The organism is Nocardia sp. NPDC059764 (genome assembly GCF_042732555.1).
Lineage (GTDB): Bacteria > Actinomycetota > Actinomycetes > Mycobacteriales > Mycobacteriaceae > Nocardia.
Window position 1 is genome coordinate 1 of sequence record NZ_JBHWHH010000130.1, and the last position, 21,134, is coordinate 21,134.

A 21,134-nucleotide genomic window follows, 5' to 3' on the forward strand; every position below is an offset into this window, starting at 1 on the left:
CGACAACACGGGTCCCCCGCACCATCGGTGCGGGGGACCCGTTCTGCGCCGGGGGTCAGTGGGGTGAGCCGTAATGGGCGGCAAGCAGATTGGCGACCAGGTCGCGGCGGCTGCGCACCCCGGACTTCTCGAAGATCGACTTCAGGTGCTGCTGCACCGTCAACGGTGAGACCACCAGGGTGTCGGCGATCTGGCGGGTCGAGTTGCCCGCCAGGACCAAGGCCGCGATCTGGTATTCGCGCGGGGTCAGCGGGTAGGCGGCCAGTTTCAGGGGCGCGATCTCCGGGGCGCGAGCCGGTTCGAGGATCACCGCGATCGGGCCCTCGGGGTCCGCGCCCGGGTCGGTGTGCAGCCGGGAGGCGTGGGCGACCAGCCAGCGACCCGCACGGGTGTGCAGTCGAACACGGGGCACCGCAGGCGAATTCGGATCCAGTTCCAGACTGCGCAGGCGCATGGCGACCGCGACGATCGCCTGCGGCAGCGTTTCGCGCGCGGGCTGGTCGGCGAGCTCGGCCAGCAGGACGCTCGCCTCGGGGGTGCGAGCCAGCACGGTCCCGGCGTCGTCGAGCAGCAGCAGGCCCGGCGTGGGCTGCCCGTCCGGGCCGGTCTCCACCTCCGACAGCAGCACCGCCGCGCGCAGGCCCTCGGCCAGATGCGCGGTCATGGCGTGCACGAAACCCACCTCATCCGCGCGGAAGCCCTCCGGCGAGGGATCCCGGTGCAGGCACAACACACCCCAACAGCTCTCCCCGGTCCGCAATGCCGCGCGCAGTTCGTCGCCCATGCCGAGCGGGGCGAGGATGTCGCGATAGCGGGCGCTGGTCCCGGGGAGGCCCCTGGTGGCGTCGAACAGGGTGCGGACCGGGTCGGGGGCGGCGGCTAGGGCCCGGAAGTGGTTCACGTCGTCGTCGAGGAACTCGTTGGCCAGGAACAGCGGGGTGGCCGCAGCGGGGATCTCGTCGATGACCGATCCGGTGAACAGGACGGTGGCCGGATCGGTGGTGGCCGCCCAGTAGGCGGCGATCGGGACGGCCGCGCGCAGCGCGCTCAGTGATTCGGTGAGAACCGTGCCCGCGTCCAGCCCCGAGTGGCACAGGCGGACGATCTCACGCCGTGCCCGATCCGTCGATCGGTGCTGCCCCACCATCTCAGGCTACGGCCGCGCCCGCGCCGACGGGATACCAGCTTTCTGGAATGTTCCCGGCGGCCGCGAGCGCGCACAGTCGGTACGAGGGCTCAGCGCGAGCCCCGACCACCGATCGAGGAGTGATCATGTTCGAGTCGAACAAGGCGCTGATCGAGCGCTTCGTGAACGAATTCTGGAACACGGGCCGACTGGCGGCGGCCGACGAGCTGATGGCCCCCGATGTCATCATCCACGCCCCCGAGGTCGGCGGGATCGAGGGCCTCAAAGCGTTCAACACCGCCATGCGCACCGCCTTCCCCGACTGGCATTCGACGCTGGAAGAGGTGGTGGCGGAAGGTGATCGCGTGGCCGAACGCTGGACCGGCCGCGGCACCCAGCTCGGCGAGTTCCAGGGAATCCCGGCGACCGGCCGCACGGTGGCGGTGCCCGGCGTCGTGTTCTACCAGGTCCGCGACGGCCGGATCACCGAATTCCGTGGCTCTTTCGACCTGTTCGACCTGCTGGGCCAGCTCGGCGCCCTGCCGCAGGCCCAGCCCGCTCAGTGACTGGCGACCTTGCGGTACTGCACCAGGGCCAGCGGCACCGCGATCGCCAGGATGCCCACCGAGCACAGGATCGAGTACTCGACGCAGTGGTCGGCGGCCCAGCCGGTGGCCGGAGTGAACGAGGGCGGTGACCCGTTGCCGAACAGTTTGCGCCCGGCCGCCGACACCGCGGTGATCGGATTCCAGGCGGCCACCGTGCGCAGCGGACCGGGCAGCGTCTCCCCGGAGATGAACGCCGAGGAGATGAAGGTCAGCGGGAAAAGCCAGATGAGCCCGGCACTCTGGGCCACCTCGACACTCGGCGACATGAGCCCGGTGATCGCGCCCACCCACGACATGGCGAAGGCGAACAGCAGGATGACGGCGAATGCCAGCACCGCGTCCATGATCGCCCCGTTGATCCGCCAGCCGACCACGTACCCGCACGCCACCATGACCGCTAGCGCCAGGATATTGACCACCAGGTCGGACAGGGTGCGGCCCATCAGCACCGCCAGCCGCGACATGGGCAGCGTCCGCATCCGGTCGATAATGCCCTTGTGCAGATCGTTCGCCAGGCCGACGGTGGTGAATGCCGCGTTGAAAGCGACTGTCTGCGTGAAGATTCCGGCGAGCAGGAACTCCCGGTACTGGCTGCCGCCCAGGGACGCGCCGAAGATGTAGGCGAACAGGAATACGAACATCAGCGGCTGGATGGTGGCGGTCACCAGCAGGGTGGGCACACGCAGAATGGTGATCAGGTTGCGATAGGCGACGATCGCGCTGTCCCGCACCACCCGCGGTAACAGGATGGCGGGCCCCTCACCGGCCGGGCGGACCTTCTGCTCCTCGGCGGTGGCCGCGGTCTCCTCGCCCGGAGGCGCTTCCGGGTCGGCGGGCAGGGTCGTCACGACAGGATCTCCTCTTGAACTGACTCGGTGGCGGGCACATCGATCTTGCGGTCGGCGGATTTGCCGGTGAGAGACAGGAATACGTCGTCGAGGCTGGGGCGGTGCACGGTCGCGTCGAGCACGTGCACCCCGACGTCGTCGAGGCGGCGCAGCGCTTCGACCATGGTGCGGGTGCCGTCGCTCACCACCACGGTCAGCCCGTCGGTGGGCTCGTCGTACTCCGGTTCGCCGATGCCGACCCCGGCCAGCACGCGCCGGGCGGGGGCGGGATCCTGTCCGGCGGCCAGGGTGACGGTCAGTTTGTCGCCGCCGATGGAGGTCTTGAGTTCGTCGGCCGAGCCGCGGGCGATGACGCGCCCGCGGTCGATGACGGTGATGCGGTCGGCCAGCAGGTCGGCCTCTTCCAGGTACTGGGTGGTGAGCAGCACGGTGGTGCCGTCGTCGACGAGTTCGCCGATGACGCGCCACATGTCCAGTCGCCCACGGGGATCCAGCCCGGTGGTGGGCTCGTCGAGCACCACCACCGGAGGTCTGCACACCAGCGCCCCGGCGAGGTCGAGGCGCCGCGCCATACCGCCGGAGTAGGTGCCGGCCCGGCGCCCGGCCGCGTGGTCGAGCCCGAGCGCCGATAAGAGCTCGGTGGCGCGGTCGGTGGCCTGCTTGTGGTTCATGCCGTACAGCCGGGCCACCATGCGCAGGTTCTCGAAGCCGGACAGATTGGCGTCGATGGCCGCGTACTGGCCCGACAGACCGATCCGGGTGCGGGCCCGCGCCGGATGCTTCAGCACGTCGACGCCCGCCACCTGCACCGTGCCGGAGCTCGGGCGTAGCAGGGTGGTGACGATCCGCACGGTGGTGGTCTTGCCCGCGCCGTTGGGTCCGAGCAGTCCCATCACGGTGCCGCTCGGGATCTCCAGATCGATCCCGTCCAGCACCCGGACCTTGCCGTAATACTTCACCAGCCCTTGGACTTCCACGGCCAGACTCATCGCGTACCCTCCCGCCGGGCTTCGATCTCCGCCAGCTGATCCCGCAGCACCGGCCCGATGACGGCGAGGGATTCCGGCGTGGTCATGCCGGCGTGCGTGCAGCGCACCAGCTGGTCGTGCACCATGCCGGTGACGTGGGGTTGCCAGGCCGCGGCGCAGCGCGCCGGGTCCGCCCGGTTGATCTCGTCGTCGGCGGCGGTGAAGAACACCAGGTCGCCGTCGAAGACCCGCGGCCGGAAGTCGTGCGCCTGGGCCGTGCCGTTCTCGTATCCGGTGTAGAGCCGTTCCAGGTGTTCGATCGTGAGCGCCGCGAACGGCCCGGAGCGGCCGCGCAGCAGTTCGGCGGCCTCCTGCAGGGTCAGGCGCGGATCGATGTCGGCGTCACCGCCGAGCAGGTCGGATCCGAATTCGGCGATGATCGACGCCACCGACGGCATGGCCTGCTCGAGCCACCGGTCGGAGAGCTGGTAGCTGTCCATCATGCCGAGCAGCGCCACCTCGTCGCCGCCCTCCTGCAGCTGCACCGCCACCTCGTGGGCGATGAGTCCGCCCAGCGACCAGCCCAGCACATGGTACGGTCCTTCGGGCTGCACCGACTTCATGTGCGCCACATAGTATTTCGCGGCTTCGGCGATGGTCCGGTGGCTCTCCTCGCCCGCCACGTGCGGCGCCTGCAGGCCGTACACCGGCCGTTCGGGCGGCAGGTGCGACAGCAGTCCGGCGAAGCACCAGGACAGGCCGATCGCCGGATGCACGCAGAACAGCGGCGGCAGCGTCGCATCCGTGCTCGGGCGCAGCGGCAGCACCGGGCCGAGCGCCGCGGTCAGCGCCGCCCCGACATCGCCGTCGGCCGCGGACAGGCGGGCGGCGATGGCGGCCGGCGTGGATTCGCCGAACATGGCCTGCACGGGCAGGTCGATCCCAGCGGCCCGCAACTGCGCGACCACCTTGGTGGCCAGCAGCGAGTTGCCGCCCAGTTCGAAGAACCCGTCGTCGACGCCGACCTGGCGTTCCTCGCCGAGGCCGAGCACGTCCGCGAACGCCGCGCACAGGGCGGCCTCGATCGGTCCGCTCGGCGCCCGGTAGCCCTCTCGGGCCGCGAACACCGGTTCCGGCAACGCCTTCCGGTCGAGCTTGCCGACCGGCGACAGCGGCACCCGGTCCAGCAACATGATCGACTGCGGCACCATGTAGTTGGGCACCAGGGCGGCCATGTGCGCGGTGAGTTCGGCCGGGGTGGGCGCGGTTCCGGTGCACGGCTTCACGTACGCCACCAGCGCGGTGGACCCGGCCGGGGTGCGATGCCCGATGGTGGTCGCGAACTCCACCGCCGGGTGCTTGGCCAGCGCCGCGTCGATCTCGCCGAGCTCGATGCGGAAGCCGCGGATCTTGACCTGATGGTCGGTGCGGCCCACGTAGTCCAGATCCCGTGCGCTGCCGCCGCGTTCGAGCCAACGAACCAGGTCGCCGGTGCGGTACATGCGGGCGCCCGGCTTGCCGAACGGATTGGCCACGAACCGCTGCGCGGTCAAGCCCGGGCGGCGCAGGTAGCCGCGGGCCAGGGCCGCGCCCGCCAGGTGCAGTTCACCGGTGACCCCGGCCGGGGTCGGGTGCAGGCGCGCGTCCAGGACGGTCGCGCCGACACCGCGGATGGGCCCGCCGATCGTGATCTGCCCGCCGGGCGTCAACGGCTGCGAGATCACCGTCACGATGGTTGTTTCCGTCGGCCCGTACGCGTTGTAGAGCTTGCGGCCGGAAGCCCACCGGGTGGCCAGGTCCGGCGGCAGCGCTTCGCCGCCGACCAGCACATGGCGCATCGCGGTCACGGCGGACGGGTCGACGGTGCCCAGGGCCGAGGTGGTGATGAAGGCGTGGGTGATGCCCTCGTCGACGAACACCTTCCCCAGCTCCTCGCCGCCGACCACGCCGGGCGGGGTGATGACGAGGGTCGCGGCGCCGCCGAGCGCGAACAGCAGGTCGAGCATGGCGGCGTCGAAACTCGGTGTGGCGAAGTGCAGCACGCGGCAGCCGGGCCCGACGTCGAACCGCTGCGCGGTCTCGGCGGCGAAGTTGGACAGGCCGCCATGGGTGACGACCACGCCCTTCGGGATACCCGTGGACCCGGAGGTGTAGATGACGTACGCCGGGTTGTCCATGCGCAGCGGCGAGATCCGCTCGCCGTCGCGGATGGGCGCGTCGGAGGTGGCCAGCACGCGACGCCGGAACGACGGCGCGTCCAGCACGGTCCAGTTGGCGCCGTCGGGCATGCGCTCGCGGTGGGTGGACAGGGTGATGCCCACGGCCGCACCGGAATCCAGCAGCATGTGGCTGATCCGCTGCTCCGGGTACCCGGGGTCGACGGGTACGAAGGCGGCGCCGGCCTTGGCGATGGCGAGGGTCACCGCCACCGATTCGGCCGACCGCGGAATGCCCATGGCGACCAGGGTTTCCGGTCCGACGCCGTAACCGATCAGGACCCGGGCGAGCCGGTTGGTCCAGCGGTCGAGGGCGTCGTAGGAGATCTGGGTGCCCGCCGAGCGGACCGCGATGGCGGCCCGGTTCAGGTTGGCGGCGGCCTCGAACACCTCCGGGAAGGTGATCGGCAGCCCGGGTTCCGCGCCGCGCACCGGCGCGAGGGCCGTCCACTCGGCGGTGTCGAGCAGGTCCAGATCGCCGATCGCGGTGCTCGGGTGTCCGGCGGCCGCACCGAGCAGCCGCACGAACCGCTGGGCCAGTCCCTGGGCCGTGTCCTCGTCGAACAGGTCGGCGGCGTAGTTGACCGAGACGGTGATGCCGTCGGGTTCGCGTGCCGCGGTCCAGGATTCGGTGAGGGTGAACTGCAGGTCGAACTTGGCGATGCCGGGGTCGGCGTCGTCGGCCTCGATCCGCAGGCCCGGCAGTTCGAGCACCCGGACGGGCTGGTTCTGCACCGACAGCATCACCTGGAACATCGGGTGGTGGGCCTGCGAGCGGACCGGGTTGAGCACCTCGACCAGCCGCTCGAACGGTACGTCGGCGTGCGCGAACGCTTCCAGGTCGGTGTCGCGGACCGTGCGCAGCAGATCGGCGAAGCTGACGCCGCCGTCGATGCCGGTGCGCAGCACCAGGGTTCCGACGAACATGCCGACCAGCCGGTCCAGCGCGGGGTGGCCGCGCCCGGCGATGGGCGTGCCCACGGCGATGTCGTCGGCGGCGGTCAACCGATGCAACAGTGCCGCGAGTGCCGCGTGCAGCACCATGAACATGGTGACGCCGTGTTCGGCTGCCAGCGCCTGCAATTCGCGGTGGGTGAACGGGTCCAGCGCGCATTCCACCGTGCCGCCGCGATAGGTCGGGGCGGGCGGGCGCGGCCGGTCCGACGGCACCGCGAGCAGCTCCGGCAGACCGTCCAGGGCGCGCCGCCAGTAGTCGAGCTGGCCGCTGATCACCGATTCCGGATCGTCCTCGCGGCCCAGCACATCCTGCTGCCACAGCGTGTAATCGGCGTACTGGATGGGCAGTTCGGGCCATTCGGGGGCCTGCTTGGCGACGTGCGCCCGGTAGGCGGCGGCCACGTCGGCGGCGAGCGGTTGCAGCGACCAGCCGTCCATGGCGATGTGGTGCACGACCAGCACCAGCACGTGCTCGGTCCGGTCACCCGGCAGCCGCAGCAGGGCCGCGCGCAGCGGCACGCTGGTGGCCAGGTCGAACCCACCGGCGGTGACGCGACGGATCTCGCCCGGCACCTCGGCCTCGGTCACGGACCGGATCGGCAGCCCGACGGCGGCATCGCCCGGTTCCAGGATCTGCTGGCACGGTTCGCCGTCGATCTCGGGGAACACCGTGCGCAGCGTCTCGTGCCGTTCCTGCACCTCGTGCAGAGCCGCGCGCAGTGCCGCGACGTTCAGTTCGCCGTGCAGGCGCAGAGCGACCGGAACGTTGTAGGCGCCCAGCGCTTCCCCGTTCTCCCCGGAGGCATTGAACTTCTCCAGGAACCACAGCCGCCGCTGCGCCGCGGAGAGCGGGATCCGCTCGGGCCGGGTGCGCCGGCGCGGTTCCGGGCGCAGGTCGTCCGAGGCGGAACCGGCGTCCAACGCGACCGCGAGCCCGGCCACGGTCGGAGTGGCGAACACGGCCCGCACCTCGAGCCGCACCCCGGTGGCGGTGGCCAGCCGGGCCACCAATTGGGTGGCCAGCAGCGAGTTTCCGCCGACCTCGAAGAAGCTGTCGTCCGCGCCGACCCCCGGCGCGCCGACCAGTTCCCCGATCACCTCGGCGACCAGGCGCTCGGTGTCGGTCTCCGGTGCGCGCGAGACCGAGGCGAGCAGCGCCGTGGGCGGCGGCAGCGCGTCACGGTCCAGCTTGCCGACCGGGGTGAGCGGAATGTGGTCGAGCACGGTGAGCGAACTCGGAACCATATGCGCGGGCAGGTGTCCGGCGCAGTGGCCGCGCAGCTGCTCGAGGTCGGGCGTGCCGCCGTCGGCGGGCAGCACGAACGACACGATGCGCCGCACGCCGGCGATCTCGCGGACCTCGGTGTGCGCGAAGCGGATCGCGGGATGCGCGGTGAGCACGCCGTCGATCTCGCCGAGCTCGATGCGGAAACCGCGCACCTTCACCTGGTGGTCGGTGCGACCCAGGTAGACGATGTCGCCGTCGGCGCTCCAGCGCACCACGTCACCGGTGCGGTAGACCCGTGACCCGGGCGGGCCGTACGGGTCGGCCACGAAGCGGGCCGCGGTCAGCTCGAACCGTTCGAAATAGCCGCGCGCGACACCCTGTCCGCCGAGGTACAGCTCACCGGGGACGCCGACCGGGACCGGCCGCAGGCGTTCGTCGAGGACCAGTGCCCGCGCGCCGCGCACCAGCTTGCCGATGGTAACCGGCTCCCCGACCGCGAGCGGCCCGGCGACGGTGATGACGACGGTGGTCTCGGTGGGCCCGTAGCCGTTGAACATCATGCGACCGGGAGCCCAGCGCGCCACCAGTTCCGGACCACAGGCCTCGCCGCCGACCATGACCGACCGCAGGTGCGGCAGCGGCCAGCGCTCGCGGTCGATGGTGGCCAGCGCGGCCGGGGTCATGAAGGTGTGGCTGACCTGTTCGCGGTCCATCAGCGAGGCCAGTTCGTCGCCGCCGTACACGTCGGGTGGGACGATGATCATGGTCGCACCGGAGCCGACCGCCAGCAGCATGTCGAAGACGGCGGCGTCGAAGCTCGGGGACGCGAAATGCATGGCCCGCGAGTCCCGTTCGACCCGCATGCGCTCGCGGATCTCGTCGGCGAAGTTGGACAGTCCGCCGTGGGTGACGGCCACGCCCTTGGGTTTTCCGGTCGAACCGGAGGTGTAGATGATGTAGGCGAGGTCCACCGTCCACAGGGTGGCGGTGCGGTCGGCGTCGGTGATCGCGGTCTCGTCGAGCACCTCGAGCACTTCGAGCAGCTCGGGGTCGTCGAGCAGCAGCCAGTCCACCGGGTGCTCCCCGGCAGCGGCATGCAGCGCGTCCGCGTACTCGGTCAGGCTGATCCCGACCCGGCAGCCGGAGTCGGTCAGCATGTGCCGCACCCGATCCGCCGGATAGTTCGGGTCCACCGGCACGAACGCGGCGCCGCACTTGGCGACGGACAGGGCCGCCAGCACCGATTCCACCGAGCGGGTCAGGCCGAGCGCCACCCGGTCGCCGGGGCCCAGGCCGCGGTCGATCAGGGCCCGCGCCAGGCGGTTCGAGTAGATGTCGGCTTCGCGGTAGGTCAGTTCGGTCTCGTCGAAGCGCAGGAACACCCGGTCCGCGTTGAGGTGCGCGGTGGCCGCGAAGTAGGCGGCCAGGCTGCACTGCGGTTCGGGCACCGGACCCCAGGCGGGGGTTAACATCTCGCGCTCGAGTTCGGTGCGCGCGTCGATGTCGCGCACCCGCACCTGCGCGTCGCCGGTGACGGCCTCGAACACCTGGACCAGGCGTTCGGCCAGGATGGTCACCGTCTGCTGCTCGAACAGCTCGGCGGCGTAGACGAATTCGAAGACGCGTGCGTCGGCGGCGAGGCCGGGCAGCACCCGCAGTTCGAGGTCGAACTTGGCCAGCGCGATGTCAAGTTCCTCGGCGTGCAGCGACAGGCCGGGCAGCCGCAGCACGGGCGCCGGGGTGTCCTGCACGCTCAGCGCCACCTGCAGCAGCGGCCCGGCTCCGACACGGCGGTGCCGGTCCTCGCCGGACTGCAGTTCCTCCACGACCCGCTCGTAGGGCACCTCGGCGTTGGCCATGGCGGACAGTTCGCTATCGCGGTCGGCCTGCAGCAGTTCGGCGAAGGTGCGGTCGGGGTCCACGTCCGAGCGCAGGATCAGCGTGTTGACGAACATGCCGACCAGGTCGTCGAGGCGGGTGTCGGAGCGCCCGGCGACCGGCGTGCCGATGACGATGTCGCGGCCGCCGGTGACCACCCGCAGCATGACGGCCAGGGTGGAGCGCAGCACCATGAACAGGCTGACGCCGTTGGCCCGCGCGACCTCGGTGAGCCTGCGCTGCAACGCTTCCGGCACCTCGAACCGCACCGTCCCGGCCCGCCCGGTGGGTTCGGCCGGACGCGGACGGTCGTAGGGCAACGGCAGTTCCTCGGGCAGGTCCGCGAGCGCGGCGCGCCAGTAGGCGAGCTGCGCGGCGGCGGCGCTCTCGGCATCGGTGTCGGCGCCGAGGATGTCACGCTGCCACAGGCTGAAGTCGGCGTACTGCACCGGCAGCGGCGTCCACGCGGGGGCCACGCCGCCGTGGCGGGCGGCGTAGGCGATGGCCAGGTCCTGGGTCAACGGGCCCAGCGACCAGCCGTCGGCGGCAATGTGGTGCAGTGCGATGCCGAGCAGGTGCCGGCGGGTTCCGGTGCGCAGCAACGCCATCCGCAGCGGGATCTCGTGCGCCAGGTCGAAGCCGCGCCGGGCCAGCGAGCGCAGCGCCTTGCGGGCGCCGACATCGTCGGTCTCGACGACCTCGGGCACCGGCAGGCAGCCCGCGGTGTCGAGGACGACCTGGCAGGCGCCCTGCTCGTCCTCGGGGAAGACGGTACGCAGCACCTCGTGGCGTTCCACCACGTCGGCCAGGGCGGCCCGCAGGGCGTCGATGTCCGGATCGCCATCGATCCGCAGCACGAATGCGATGTTGTAAGCACCGGATTCGGGGGAATATCTGTTGAGGAACCACAGTCGCTGTTGCGGCAGCGACAGTGGTACGCGTTCCGGGCGCGGCGAGTGCACAGCCAGCGCGACACGCTGCGCCCGGGGCGCTTCCGCCAGACGTACGGCCACCCCGGCCACGGTGGGCGACTCGAAGATGTCGCGCACCGGCAGCTCCACCCCGAATTCGGCGTGCAGCGCCGCGGTGAGGCGGGTCGCCAGCAGCGAGTTGCCGCCGATCTCGAAGAAGTTGTCGTCCGCGCCGGGCGCGATCCCGCCCAGGATCGAGCCGAACACGAGCGCGACCTGCTGTTCCAGTTCGGTCTCCGGGGCGCGGGAGGTCCCGGCGGCCACGAACTCGGGCGCGGGCAGCGCCTTGCGATCCAGCTTGCCCGACGGAGTGACGGGCATGGCGTCGAGCACGGTCAGCGCGGAGGGCACCATGTACCCGGGCAGCCGTCCGCGCGCGGTGTCGAGCACCCGGGCCGCGTCGACGGCGGTGTCGGCGGTGAGATAGGAGACCAGGCGCGGGATTCCACGCTCGTCGTGGTGGACCAGGGTGAGCGCGAACGTGACGCCCGGGTGCGCGGCCAGCACATGGTCGATCTCGGCGAGTTCGATGCGGAAGCCGCGGATCTTGATCTGGTCGTCGGCGCGGCCCAGGAAGCGCAGCTGCCCGGCGCCGTCGGCGACCACCAGATCGCCGGTGCGGTACATGCGTTCGCCGCGGCGGCCGTGCGGGTTGGCCGGGAAGCGTTGCGCGGTCAGGGCGTGCCGGCCCAGGTAGCCGCGCGCCAGGCCGGGCCCGGACAGGTACAGCTCCCCCGCCACGCCCGGCGGCACCGGGTGCAGGCGGCCGTCGAGCACGAACAGCCGCATCCCGCGCACGGGCAGGCCGATCGGCACCGGCTGCCCGGCCACCATGGGTCCGGTGGCGGTGGCGGCGACGGTGGCCTCGGACGGGCCGTACATATTGTGCATGCGCCGGGCGGGCTGCCCGGGCCGCGATTCCGGTGCGGTCCACACCGTCACCAGGTCCTCGGGGCAGGCCTCGCCACCGACGATGACGGCTTCCAGCTCGGGCAGGTCGTCGGCGGGCACGGTGCCCAGGGCGGCGGGGGTGACGAACGCGTGCGTCACATGCTCCTCGCGCAGGATGCGCGCGAGCTCCTCACCGCCGAAGACGCCCGCGGGCACGACCACGATGGTGGCGCCGGCCGCGAACCCGAGCAGCAGCTCCAGCACCGAGGCGTCGAAGCTGGGTGACGAGAAGTGCAGGGTGCGAGCGGAATCGGTGACCTTGAACAGATGCATCTGCTCGTGCGCCAGCGAGGCAATGCCCGCGTTGGTGACCACCACGGCCTTGGGCTTGCCGGTGGAGCCGGAGGTGTAGATGAGGTAGGCCGGGCCGGCGGTGCGCAGCGGGTGGTGGCGTTCGACGTCGGTGACCGCGGTGTCGGGGAACTGCGCGCATTCCGCGCCGAGCTGTTCGGAGCCGAGCAGCAGCCAGTCCACGTAGCTCTTGCGGTGCCGTCCCCGGTTGCCGGGCCAGGTGGTCGGCATGTCCGGGCGCCGTTCGGCATTGGTGATGCCGAGCATGGCCCCGGAGTCGGCGAGCATGTGGGCGATGCGGTCCGACGGGTAGTCGGGGTCGACGGGCACGTAGGCGGCGCCGGTCTTGGCGACCGACCACACCGCGAGGATGCTGTCGAGGCTGCGCGGCAGCGCGACGGCGACGACCACCTCGGGTCCGGCGCCGTGCTCGATCAGTACCCGCGCCAAGCGGTTCGAGCGTTCGTCGAGTTCGCGGTAGCTGGTGTCCTCGCCCAGGTAGCGCACGGCCACCGCGTCGGGGACGCGTTCGGCGGTGTCGGTGAGCAGCCGGGCCAGGGTGGTGGCGGGTTCGCCGGGCGCACCCATGATGGGCACCAATTTCGCGGTCTCGCGCACGTCCAGCAGCGGCAGATCGCCGACGGGCAGCGCGGGCTCGGTGACCGCGGCGGCGAGCAACGCACCGAAGCGGCGGGCGATGGCCGCGACCGTGGCGTGGTCGAAAACATCGGCGGCGTACCCGAATTCGGCCGACAGCCCGGCGTCCTCGGCCGGGGTCCCGGACGGCTCGTGCACGGTCAGCTGCAGGTCGAACTTGGCGACGTCGGTGGCCATCGGCACCACTTCGCTGTCCACGCCGGGCAGGTCGAGCCGCGTCTCGGGGCCGTTGTCGTAGGACAGCATGACCTGGAACAGCGGGTGCCGCGACGCGGACCGCTCCGGGTTGACCACCTCCACGAGCCGCTCGAACGGCACGTCGGCATTGGCGAAGGCGTTGAGGTCGGTGTCGCGGACCTCGGTGAGCATGCGGTCGAATCCGGCGGCCGGATCCACCCGGGTGCGCAGCACCAGGGTGTTGACGAACATACCGACCAGGTCGTCGAGCGCGGGGTCGCTGCGCCCGGCGATCGGGGTGCCGATGGCGATGTCGGCGGTATTGCACAGACGCGAGAGCACCACGGCCAGCGCGGCGTGCAGCACCATGAACGTGCTGACTCCGCGGTCGTGGGCGACGGTGGCCAGTGCGCGGCGGACCTCGGCGGGGATGGTGAATTCGACGGTCCCGCCGTCGGTCGAGCGCTGCCGCGGACGCGGGCGGTCCAGGGGCAGGTCCAGCTGGTCGGGCAGGTCGGCGAGGGCGGCACGCCAGTAGGCCAGCTGCCGGGCCAGGGCGCTGGCCGGGTCGGTCTCGTCACCGAGCAGTTCCCGTTGCCACAGCGCGAAATCGGCGTACTGCACCGGCAGCGGCGTCCACACCGGGGCCTCGCCCTGGGCGCGGGCGGCGACCGCGGTCATCAGGTCGTTGGTCAGCGGGTCGATCGACCAGCCGTCACCGCTGATGTGGTGCAGCACCACCAGTAGGAGGTGGGTGTCGGGACCGGTGCGGTACAACGCCACCCGCACGGGGGCCTGACTGCGCAGATCGAAACCGTACCCGGCGAATTCGGTGGCCAGTGCGACGGCGTCGGCATCGGCGGTGGCGTCGATCGGATCGAGGGTGAGCGGGATCTCGGAGGCCGGGTGGATGAGCTGGCACGGGCCGTCGGGGGTGTCGGGGAAGGTGGTGCGCAGGCTCTCGTGCCGTTCCAGCACGTCCACCAGTCCGGCGCGCAGGGCCGGAATGTCCAGCGGCCCGGTCAGTTTCACCGCGAACGGCATGTTGTACGCGGCCGCGTGCTCGGCGAACCGGTTGAGGATCCACAGCCGCTGCTGGGCCAGGGACAGCGGAATCTGCTGCGGCCGTGGTCCGGCCGTCAGCAGCGGCTCGGGGCACGCGGTTCCGTCGAGCTGGGCGGCGGAGAGCCGGGCGCCGAGCGCGGCCACGGTGGAGGTTTCGAACAGGTCGCGAATGGTGAGCGAGACGCCGAGCGCGGCATTGACGCGCGCCATGGCGCGGGCCGCGGTCAGCGAGTTGCCGCCCAGGTCGAAGAAGCTGTCCTGGACGTCGAGTTCGTCGGTGCCGAGCACCTCGGCGAAGATGCCGAGCAGCTGGCGTTCCATCTCGGTGCTGGGCTCGGCCGCGGGCCGGTCGGGGCGTCGGGCGCCCGCGTCCGGCTCGGGCAGGGCCTTGCGATCCACTTTGCCGTTGGCGCTCAGCGGTAGTTCGTCGAGGACCATCACGACCGAGGGCACCATATAGCCGGGCAGGGTGCGGCGCAGCCCGGCGGTGAGCTCGATGGGGTCCAACACATCGACGCCGGGGCCGGCGACCGCGTAGCCGACCAGCTCGTCGCCGCCGCGGCCGCGGCGGGCCACGCACACCGCGCGCGAGACCCGGGGGTCGGCGAGCAGGGCGGCCTCGATCTCGCCGAGTTCGATGCGCAGGCCGCGCACCTTGACCTGGAAGTCGCTGCGGCCCAGGTACTCCAGTACGCCGGAGCTGCCGTTGCCACGCCAGCGCACCAGGTCGCCGGTGCGGTACATGCGGGCGCCGGGGGTGAAGGGGTTGGCCACGAACCGGTCGCCGGTGAGGGCGGCGCGCCCCAGGTAGCCGCGGGCCAGCTGCACGCCCGCCAGGTAGAGCTCGCCGACCACGCCGGGGGCGACGGGCTGCAGGCGGGCGTCGAGGACGTAGGTGCGGGTGTTCCAGACGGGTGCGCCGATCGGCACGTCGGTGGCGCCGGGCGCGCAGTGCCAGGCGGTGACGTCGACGGCGGCCTCGGTGGGCCCGTAGAGGTTGTGCAGTTGCGGCGCTTCGGGTCCGGTGCCCAGGGCGGCGTGGAATTCGGCGACGGTGGCGGCGGGCAGCGCCTCACCGCTGCAGAACACCCGCTCCAGGCCGGTGCAGCCGCTCACCTCCGTGTCGGTGAGGAACACCGACAGCATGGACGGCACGAAATGGGCCGTGGTGACGCCCTTCTCGGCGATGACGTGGGCCAGGTAGGCCGGATCGCGGTGCCCGTCGGGGGCGGCGATGACCAGGCGGGCGCCGATCTGCAAGGGCCAGAAGAACTCCCACACCGACACGTCGAAGGTGGCGGGCGTCTTCTGCAGCACCACGTCGGCGGGGTCGAGCGGGTAGGCGTGCTGCATCCAGCGCAACCGGTTCACGATGGCGGCGTGGCTGACGCCGACACCCTTGGGCTTGCCGGTGGAGCCGGAGGTGAAGATGACGTACGCCAGGTGGTCGGTGCGCAGCGGGGCGGTGCGATCGGCGTCGGTGACCGGGCGGCCGGAGTGCGCGGACAGATCGGCGGTGTCGATGTCGAATCGCGGTGCGAGATCGGGCAGTTCGATGCCGTCGGCGGCGGTGGTGAGCACGCACAGCGGCCGTCCCTGTTCGAGGACGGCGGCGATGCGGTCGGCCGGGTGGTCGGAATCGATGGGCAGGTAGGCCGCGCCCGCCTTGATGACGGCGTACATGCCGACCAGCAGGTCGAGGCTGCGGCGCATGGCCAGGCCGACCAGGGTGTCGGGGCCCGCGCCGCGCGCGACGAGTTCGCGGGCGAGGCGGTTGGCGCGCTCGTCGAGGGCGCCGTAGGTGAGGGTCTCGCCCTCGAAGTCCAGCGCGATCCGGTCGGCGGACATGGCCGCCCGGTCGGCGAACAGCCCGGCCAGGGTGCCCTCCTGGCGGGCGACCTCGGTCGAATTCCATTCGTGCAGGACCTGTTCGCGTTCCGCGTCGGTGAGCACCGGCATGTCGACGACCACGGATTCGGGTGCGGCGGAGACGAATCGGCCCAGATAGTCCAGGAACCGGCTGTGGTGCATGGACAGTTCGGTGTCGCCGTAGAGGCGCGGGTTGGCCTCGAAGTCGATGTGGGTGCGGTCGCCCAGGCCGTTGTAGAGGTTGATCGAGAGGTCCTCGACCGGGCCGGTGGACAGCACGTTGATCGAGCCCATCAGGCTGCCGAACTTCAGCTCGCTGTGGAAGAGCATGAGGTTGACCATGGGCCCGAAGAAGCCGCGCGAATCGCGCGAATAGCCGCAGTCGCGGCGGATGTCGTCACTGCGGTAGCGCTGGTGGCGCAGCGCGCCGGTGATCTGCAGTTCGACCGCGCGCACGGTGTCGGCGACGGTCTCGGCGCCGGTGAACTGCACGCGGATGGGCACCACGTTCGACACCACACCGGCCGACCGCCGCAGCGCCACCGTGGTGCGCGCGGAGACGGGCAGGCTGAGCACCACGTCCTGGGTACCGGTGACCGCGCGCACGTAACCGGCCAGGGCGGCCACGAACAGCGCGGAGGAGTTGGAGCCGAACGCGGTGGCGGCGGCCTCGATATCGGCCTCGACCTCGGGGGTGAGCACGGCGGTGGCGCTGCGGCGTCCGGCGTCGGAGATCGGGGCCACAGTGCCGTTGGCGGACAACGTGAGTGGTTCGCCGACGCCGGCGAGCTGGGCGCGCCAGTAGTCGCCGTCGGAGACGAAGCGGGTGCTGTCGCGGTAGCGGTTCTCGTCGCCGTAGATGGTGGCCAGCGGCGTGGCGCGGGAGACCGTCGGTTCGGTGTGGTCCTCGAGCGCCGTGTAGATCTCGGCGGCGCGGGTGGTGGCGTTCATGGCGCCGTAGCCGTCGATCACGATGTGGTGGCCGCGGGTGTACCAGATCCAGTCGGCGTCGCCGATCTGGATCACCACGTTGGTGGTGAGCGGGTCGTGCTCGATGTCGATGGGCGAGCTGGCGTGCTCGTGCATCCAGGCCTGGGCCGCGGCGCGCGGGTCCGGCTCGCCGCGCAGGTCGACCCGGCCCCAGCCGGGGCGGCGCTCGAGGTCGACCACCTGGTGCGGGACGCCGTCGATCTCGAGCAGGCGGACGTGGCCGACCTCGCTCTCGGCGCCGAAGCGTTCGATGGCGTAGAGCAGGCGGCCGACGTCGAGGTCGCCGTGGATTTCGACGAACTGCGCGATGGTGAGGGGAATATCCGGCCTGATTCGCTGGGCGTACCAGAGGGCTGTCTGCGCTGGGGAGAGCACGAAAGGTTGGGCCGAGAATTCACCCGAAGAACATTGGTCGACACGGTCGGTGGCCAATGAACTCATCAAACACTCCGTTCTGACGCTGTAGACGCAACTCCCCGAGCCCCGAAAGAGTGATCACAAGGTCCTGGATGCCCGGCGTGCGCGCGCATGCGCGAGCCGTAGGACGTGATCCACGTCCTATGATTCGGAGCATCCCGCCGAGTGGATCGGTGGTGATCTCGAGTTGCCGCAACGAACAGCGTTGACGGAACGCGGCATTAGTTCAGTTACCGAACAGCAAACCTCACATTATGCGTCCAACTCGCATAATGGAACGGTTTCGATTCGGACCTTCGGGACATTCAACAAGCCCTGGCAACGAATTGGCGAATCTCGGTCGCCGAGTACGGGAACGGCCCTCACATACGTGCCCGCGGTACCACGCCGGATGAATTATTCGGCCGTCCGGTTGGTTATGACCGATTCAGATATCACCCGCGCTTGGTGCTATAACGCCTCCGGAACAGCGCGGCCGCTGTAGCAGCCGCGGCCAGAATACACACAACAGTCTCGGGCGTGGGGCCCAAACGGGACGCGAGTGTCGTGTTGTCCCGCAGCGGCAACGTCGCGACCAGCGCCGCGGGTTCGAACTGCGGCGTCTGCTGCCGGATCACGCCATCGGCGGTGATCATGGCGCTGACACCGGTGGTCACCGACACCACCACCGCGCGGCCGTGCTCGACCGCGCGCACCCGTGACATGGCCAGCTGCTGATAGGTCATCTCGCTGCGGCCGAAGGTGGCGTTGTTGGACGGCACGGTGAGCAACTGCGCGCCCGCGCGCACCGATTCCTGGAAGGCGCGGTCGAAGGTGACCTCGTAACAGGTGGCCACGCCGATGGCGACCGGGGCGCCGCCGCCCGCGGGACGCACGTGGACCACGCCGTCGCCGGCGCCGGGTACGAAATAGCCCGCGCGGTCGGCGTATTCGGAGAAGTGGCGGAAGAACTCCCGATAGGGCAGGTATTCGCCGAAGGGCTGGATGATCTTCTTGTCGTGCCGCTCGGCCGGGCCGGCATCGCCGTTCCACACGATGACCGAGTTGGCGGTGGTGCGGTCGGCGTTCACGAGCACCGCGCCCACCAGGATGGGGGCCTTCACCGCGACCGACGCCTGCGAGATCTCCTGCGCCGCATCGGCGTTGCGCAGCGGATCGATATCGGAGGAGTTCTCCGGCCAGATCACCACGTCGGGTTGCGGGGCCTTCCCGGCCGCGATGTCGCGGGCGAGTTCCTCGGTGCGCTTGACGTGATTGTCGAGAACCGCGCGGCGCTGGGCATTGAAGTCCAGGCCCAGGCGCGGCACGCTGCCCTGGATGGCGGCGACCGTGATCGGCCGGTTGCCGTCCTCCGGGCCGGGCAGCGCGGTCCGGAGGATCACTCCGGCGAGGGGAACTATAGCCACAAGCATTGCCGCAGCAACAATCCGATTCCACGATGTGAGATGCGATGCTCCCCATCTGGGAGAATCCGATATGGCCCCGGCCACTCCTCCGCTATCGCCGGCGCGGGTGGTGAGACGACCCGGCAATCCCGCGGCGAGCGCGGCGAGTCCGGTGCCGGTGAGCGCCACCGCGAAACTCACCAGCGGCGCACCGCCCACCATCGCGTACGGCAGGTACCAGCCGTCGGCCTGCCCGAAAGCCAGCTTCCCCCAGGGAAACCCGCCGAACGGGAAACTGGCGCGTCCCCATTCGGTGAGCGACCACACCGTCGCCACCCACAGCGGCCACCCCGGCAGGGTCGCCACCCACCGGGTCAGCAGCCCGAAAAGCCCGACATAGACAGCACATACCGCCGACAGGGCGAGCCACGGCGCGGGCCCGACATAGATCCCGGTCCACGGCAGAAGTGGCAGGAAGAACGCAAGCCCCGCCACGTAGCCGTACCCGAATCCCGCACGCGCCCGGCCGGTTCCACGCACCACGAGCGTCAGGATCGCGATCCCGACCGGCGCGAGGAACCACAAGGTCCGCGGCGGGAAGCTCGCGTACAGCAGCGATCCGGCCACGGCCGCCGCCAGGAGCCGCGTCGACCTCGGCCACCGTGTGGCCACCGCGGTGACCGCCGCGATCGACCTGCCCACCCGCGACTCCGGCGGCGCGGTGCCGTCGGCCGAACCGTCGGCGCGCGAGCCGGATTCGGGCGCACCGCCCGGATCGGCGGCGGAATCCGCTGCGCGGAGGTGGTTCTCGGGATCGGTGTCAGGCTTCATGGACGGTGACCCCGCGGTGCACGGTGCGCAGGCACTGCGGCAGGGTGGCGTCCGGGCTGAGCGGCGGCAGGCCGGGGACGCGGGAGCGCGGGTCGGTGGACCAGCGCTGGACGGTGTCGGCGGCGGCCGCGACGACCAGTTCGCGGGAGTCCCAGATCGCGTAGGAGGCGGGTGCGCCGGGGACCAGGGTTCCGGCGACGCCGTCGCGGACGCCGCCGGCGCGCCAGGCGCCCCGGGTGGCGGCGGCGAAGGCGGCGCGCGGGGAGATCTGGTGGCCGGGGGTGCGGTGGTTGACCGCGGCGCGCAGCGCTTCCCACGGATTCAGGGCGGTGACCGGGGCGTCGGATCCGATGGCGAGGGAGATGCCGGCGGCGGCCATGGCGGCGAACGGGTTCAGGATGGCGGCCCGGTCCGCGCCGAGGCGGGTGGCGTACATGCCGTCGGGGCCGCCCCAGGCGGCGTCGAATCCCGGCTGGACGCTGGCGATCACGCCCCAGGCGGCGAGTTGGGCGATCTGGTCGGCCGTCATCATCTCGGCGTGTTCGAGCCGGTGCCCGCGCGCGGCGACGGCCGGTCCGCCGAGGGCGTCCACGGCCCGTTCGAATCCGGTGACGACGGCGTCCATGGCGGCGTCGCCGATGACGTGGAAACCGGTCTGGATGCCGGCTTCGGTGCAGGCGAGCACGTGGGCCGCGATGGCGTCGGCGTCGAGGTAGGAGGTGCCGGTGCTGTCGCGGTCGGCGTAGGGTTCGCGCAGCCAGGCGGTGTGCGAGCCGATGGCCCCGTCGACGAACAGGTCGCCGCCGAGGGCGTGCACGCCGAGTTCCTTGACCAGGGTGCGGGCTTCCTCGGCGGTGCGGACGGCCTGCCCCCAGTAGGCGCGGACCTCGACGCCGTGGGTGAAGTCGAGGAGTTCGCGCACGTCGTCGGCGCCGGAGATCTCGGGTCCCGCGCATTCGTGCACGGCCACAACTCCATTGGCGGCGGCCGATTCCAGTGCCGCCTGCCGGGCCGCGTCGCGCTGCGCCCGGCTCAGCGCGCCGAGCGCGGCCCCGCGCGCCCGGTGGTGGGCGTCGCCGCGCAGCGGCTCGCCGCGGGTGAACCCGTCAGCCTCGGTGATCCCGTCGACGGCGTCGAGCAGTACGGTCGAGGCGACGGCCGAATGCGCGTCCACGCGAGCCAGATACACCTGTCGTCCCGGCGCGGCCACGTCGAGTTCCTCGCGGGTCGGGGCCCGGCCCTCGGCCCAGCGGGTCTCGTCCCAGCCCTCGCCGAGGATCACGCCGTCGGGGTGGCCGGAGGCGAAGTCCCGCACCAGTTCCAGGCAGTCCCGCAGTGAACCGGCTTGCGCCAGATCGAGTCCCGTCAGCTTCAACCCGAGCGCGGTGACGTGCACGTGCGGGTCGACGAATCCCGGCGCGACGAACGCCCCGTCGAGGTCGATGATCTCCGCGTCCGGATGCAGCGCCCGCCCCGGCTTGTCCAGCCCGACCCACACCACGGTCCCGTCGGTGACGGCCATGGCCGTCGCGTCGGGATTGCTCGAACTGTAGATACGGCCGCCGACCAGCAACTGGGTACTCACGACTGCCCAGTCTGCCGCACGGCCCGCCGGTCCCGGCAATCGCACTCGCCGACTGTGACCAGGACCCCTGCCGCAACGCCGCGGGGCCGCTCACCGGGGAGGTGATCGGCCCCGCG

Annotated in this window: 7 protein-coding genes; 1 reads left to right on the plus strand and 6 read right to left on the minus strand. The window is 71.3% G+C overall.

From position 1 onward, the window contains the following. Window positions 1–55 precede the first annotated feature (55 nt). A complete protein-coding gene (locus tag ACFV4K_RS25035; protein WP_379278130.1) occupies window positions 56–1,144 on the minus strand; it encodes a LuxR C-terminal-related transcriptional regulator in 1,089 nt (362 codons plus the stop codon). A 128-nt stretch (window positions 1,145–1,272) separates the two neighbouring features. Here ACFV4K_RS25035 and ACFV4K_RS25040 point away from each other — a divergent pair, with 128 nt between their 5' ends. After that, window positions 1,273–1,692 carry an ester cyclase gene (locus ACFV4K_RS25040; protein ID WP_379278131.1) on the plus strand — a complete coding sequence of 140 codons (420 nt, stop codon included), beginning with the start codon at window positions 1,273–1,275 and terminating at the stop codon, window positions 1,690–1,692. On the opposite strand, the gene ACFV4K_RS25045 is transcribed toward ACFV4K_RS25040, so the two are convergent. From ACFV4K_RS25045 to ACFV4K_RS25065, 5 genes are all read right to left on the minus strand, one after another. Next, window positions 1,686–2,468 carry an ABC transporter permease gene (locus tag ACFV4K_RS25045; protein ID WP_357085957.1) on the minus strand — a complete coding sequence of 261 codons (783 nt, stop codon included), beginning with the start codon at window positions 2,466–2,468 and terminating at the stop codon, window positions 1,686–1,688. The two genes, ACFV4K_RS25040 and ACFV4K_RS25045, sit on opposite strands and share 7 nt — an antisense overlap. A 110-nt stretch (window positions 2,469–2,578) precedes the next feature. Further along, window positions 2,579–3,571: an ATP-binding cassette domain-containing protein gene (locus ACFV4K_RS25050; RefSeq protein ID WP_379278133.1), complete on the minus strand. Its 993-nt coding sequence runs from the start codon at window positions 3,569–3,571 to the stop codon at window positions 2,579–2,581. After that, window positions 3,568–17,175, minus strand: a complete 13,608-nt coding sequence (locus ACFV4K_RS25055; RefSeq protein WP_379278134.1) for an amino acid adenylation domain-containing protein — start codon at window positions 17,173–17,175, stop codon at window positions 3,568–3,570. The genes ACFV4K_RS25050 and ACFV4K_RS25055 overlap by 4 nt, the downstream gene beginning before the upstream one ends. A 476-nt stretch (window positions 17,176–17,651) precedes the next feature. Beyond that, entirely contained in the window at window positions 17,652–19,433 is a 1,782-nt protein-coding gene (gene lnt / locus ACFV4K_RS25060; protein WP_379278136.1) for an apolipoprotein N-acyltransferase, read from the minus strand. Continuing rightward, a complete protein-coding gene (locus ACFV4K_RS25065) occupies window positions 19,423–21,018 on the minus strand; it encodes an amidohydrolase (RefSeq protein ID WP_379278138.1) in 1,596 nt (531 codons plus the stop codon). The genes lnt and ACFV4K_RS25065 overlap by 11 nt, the downstream gene beginning before the upstream one ends. Between the last annotated feature and the right edge of the window lie 116 nt (window positions 21,019–21,134).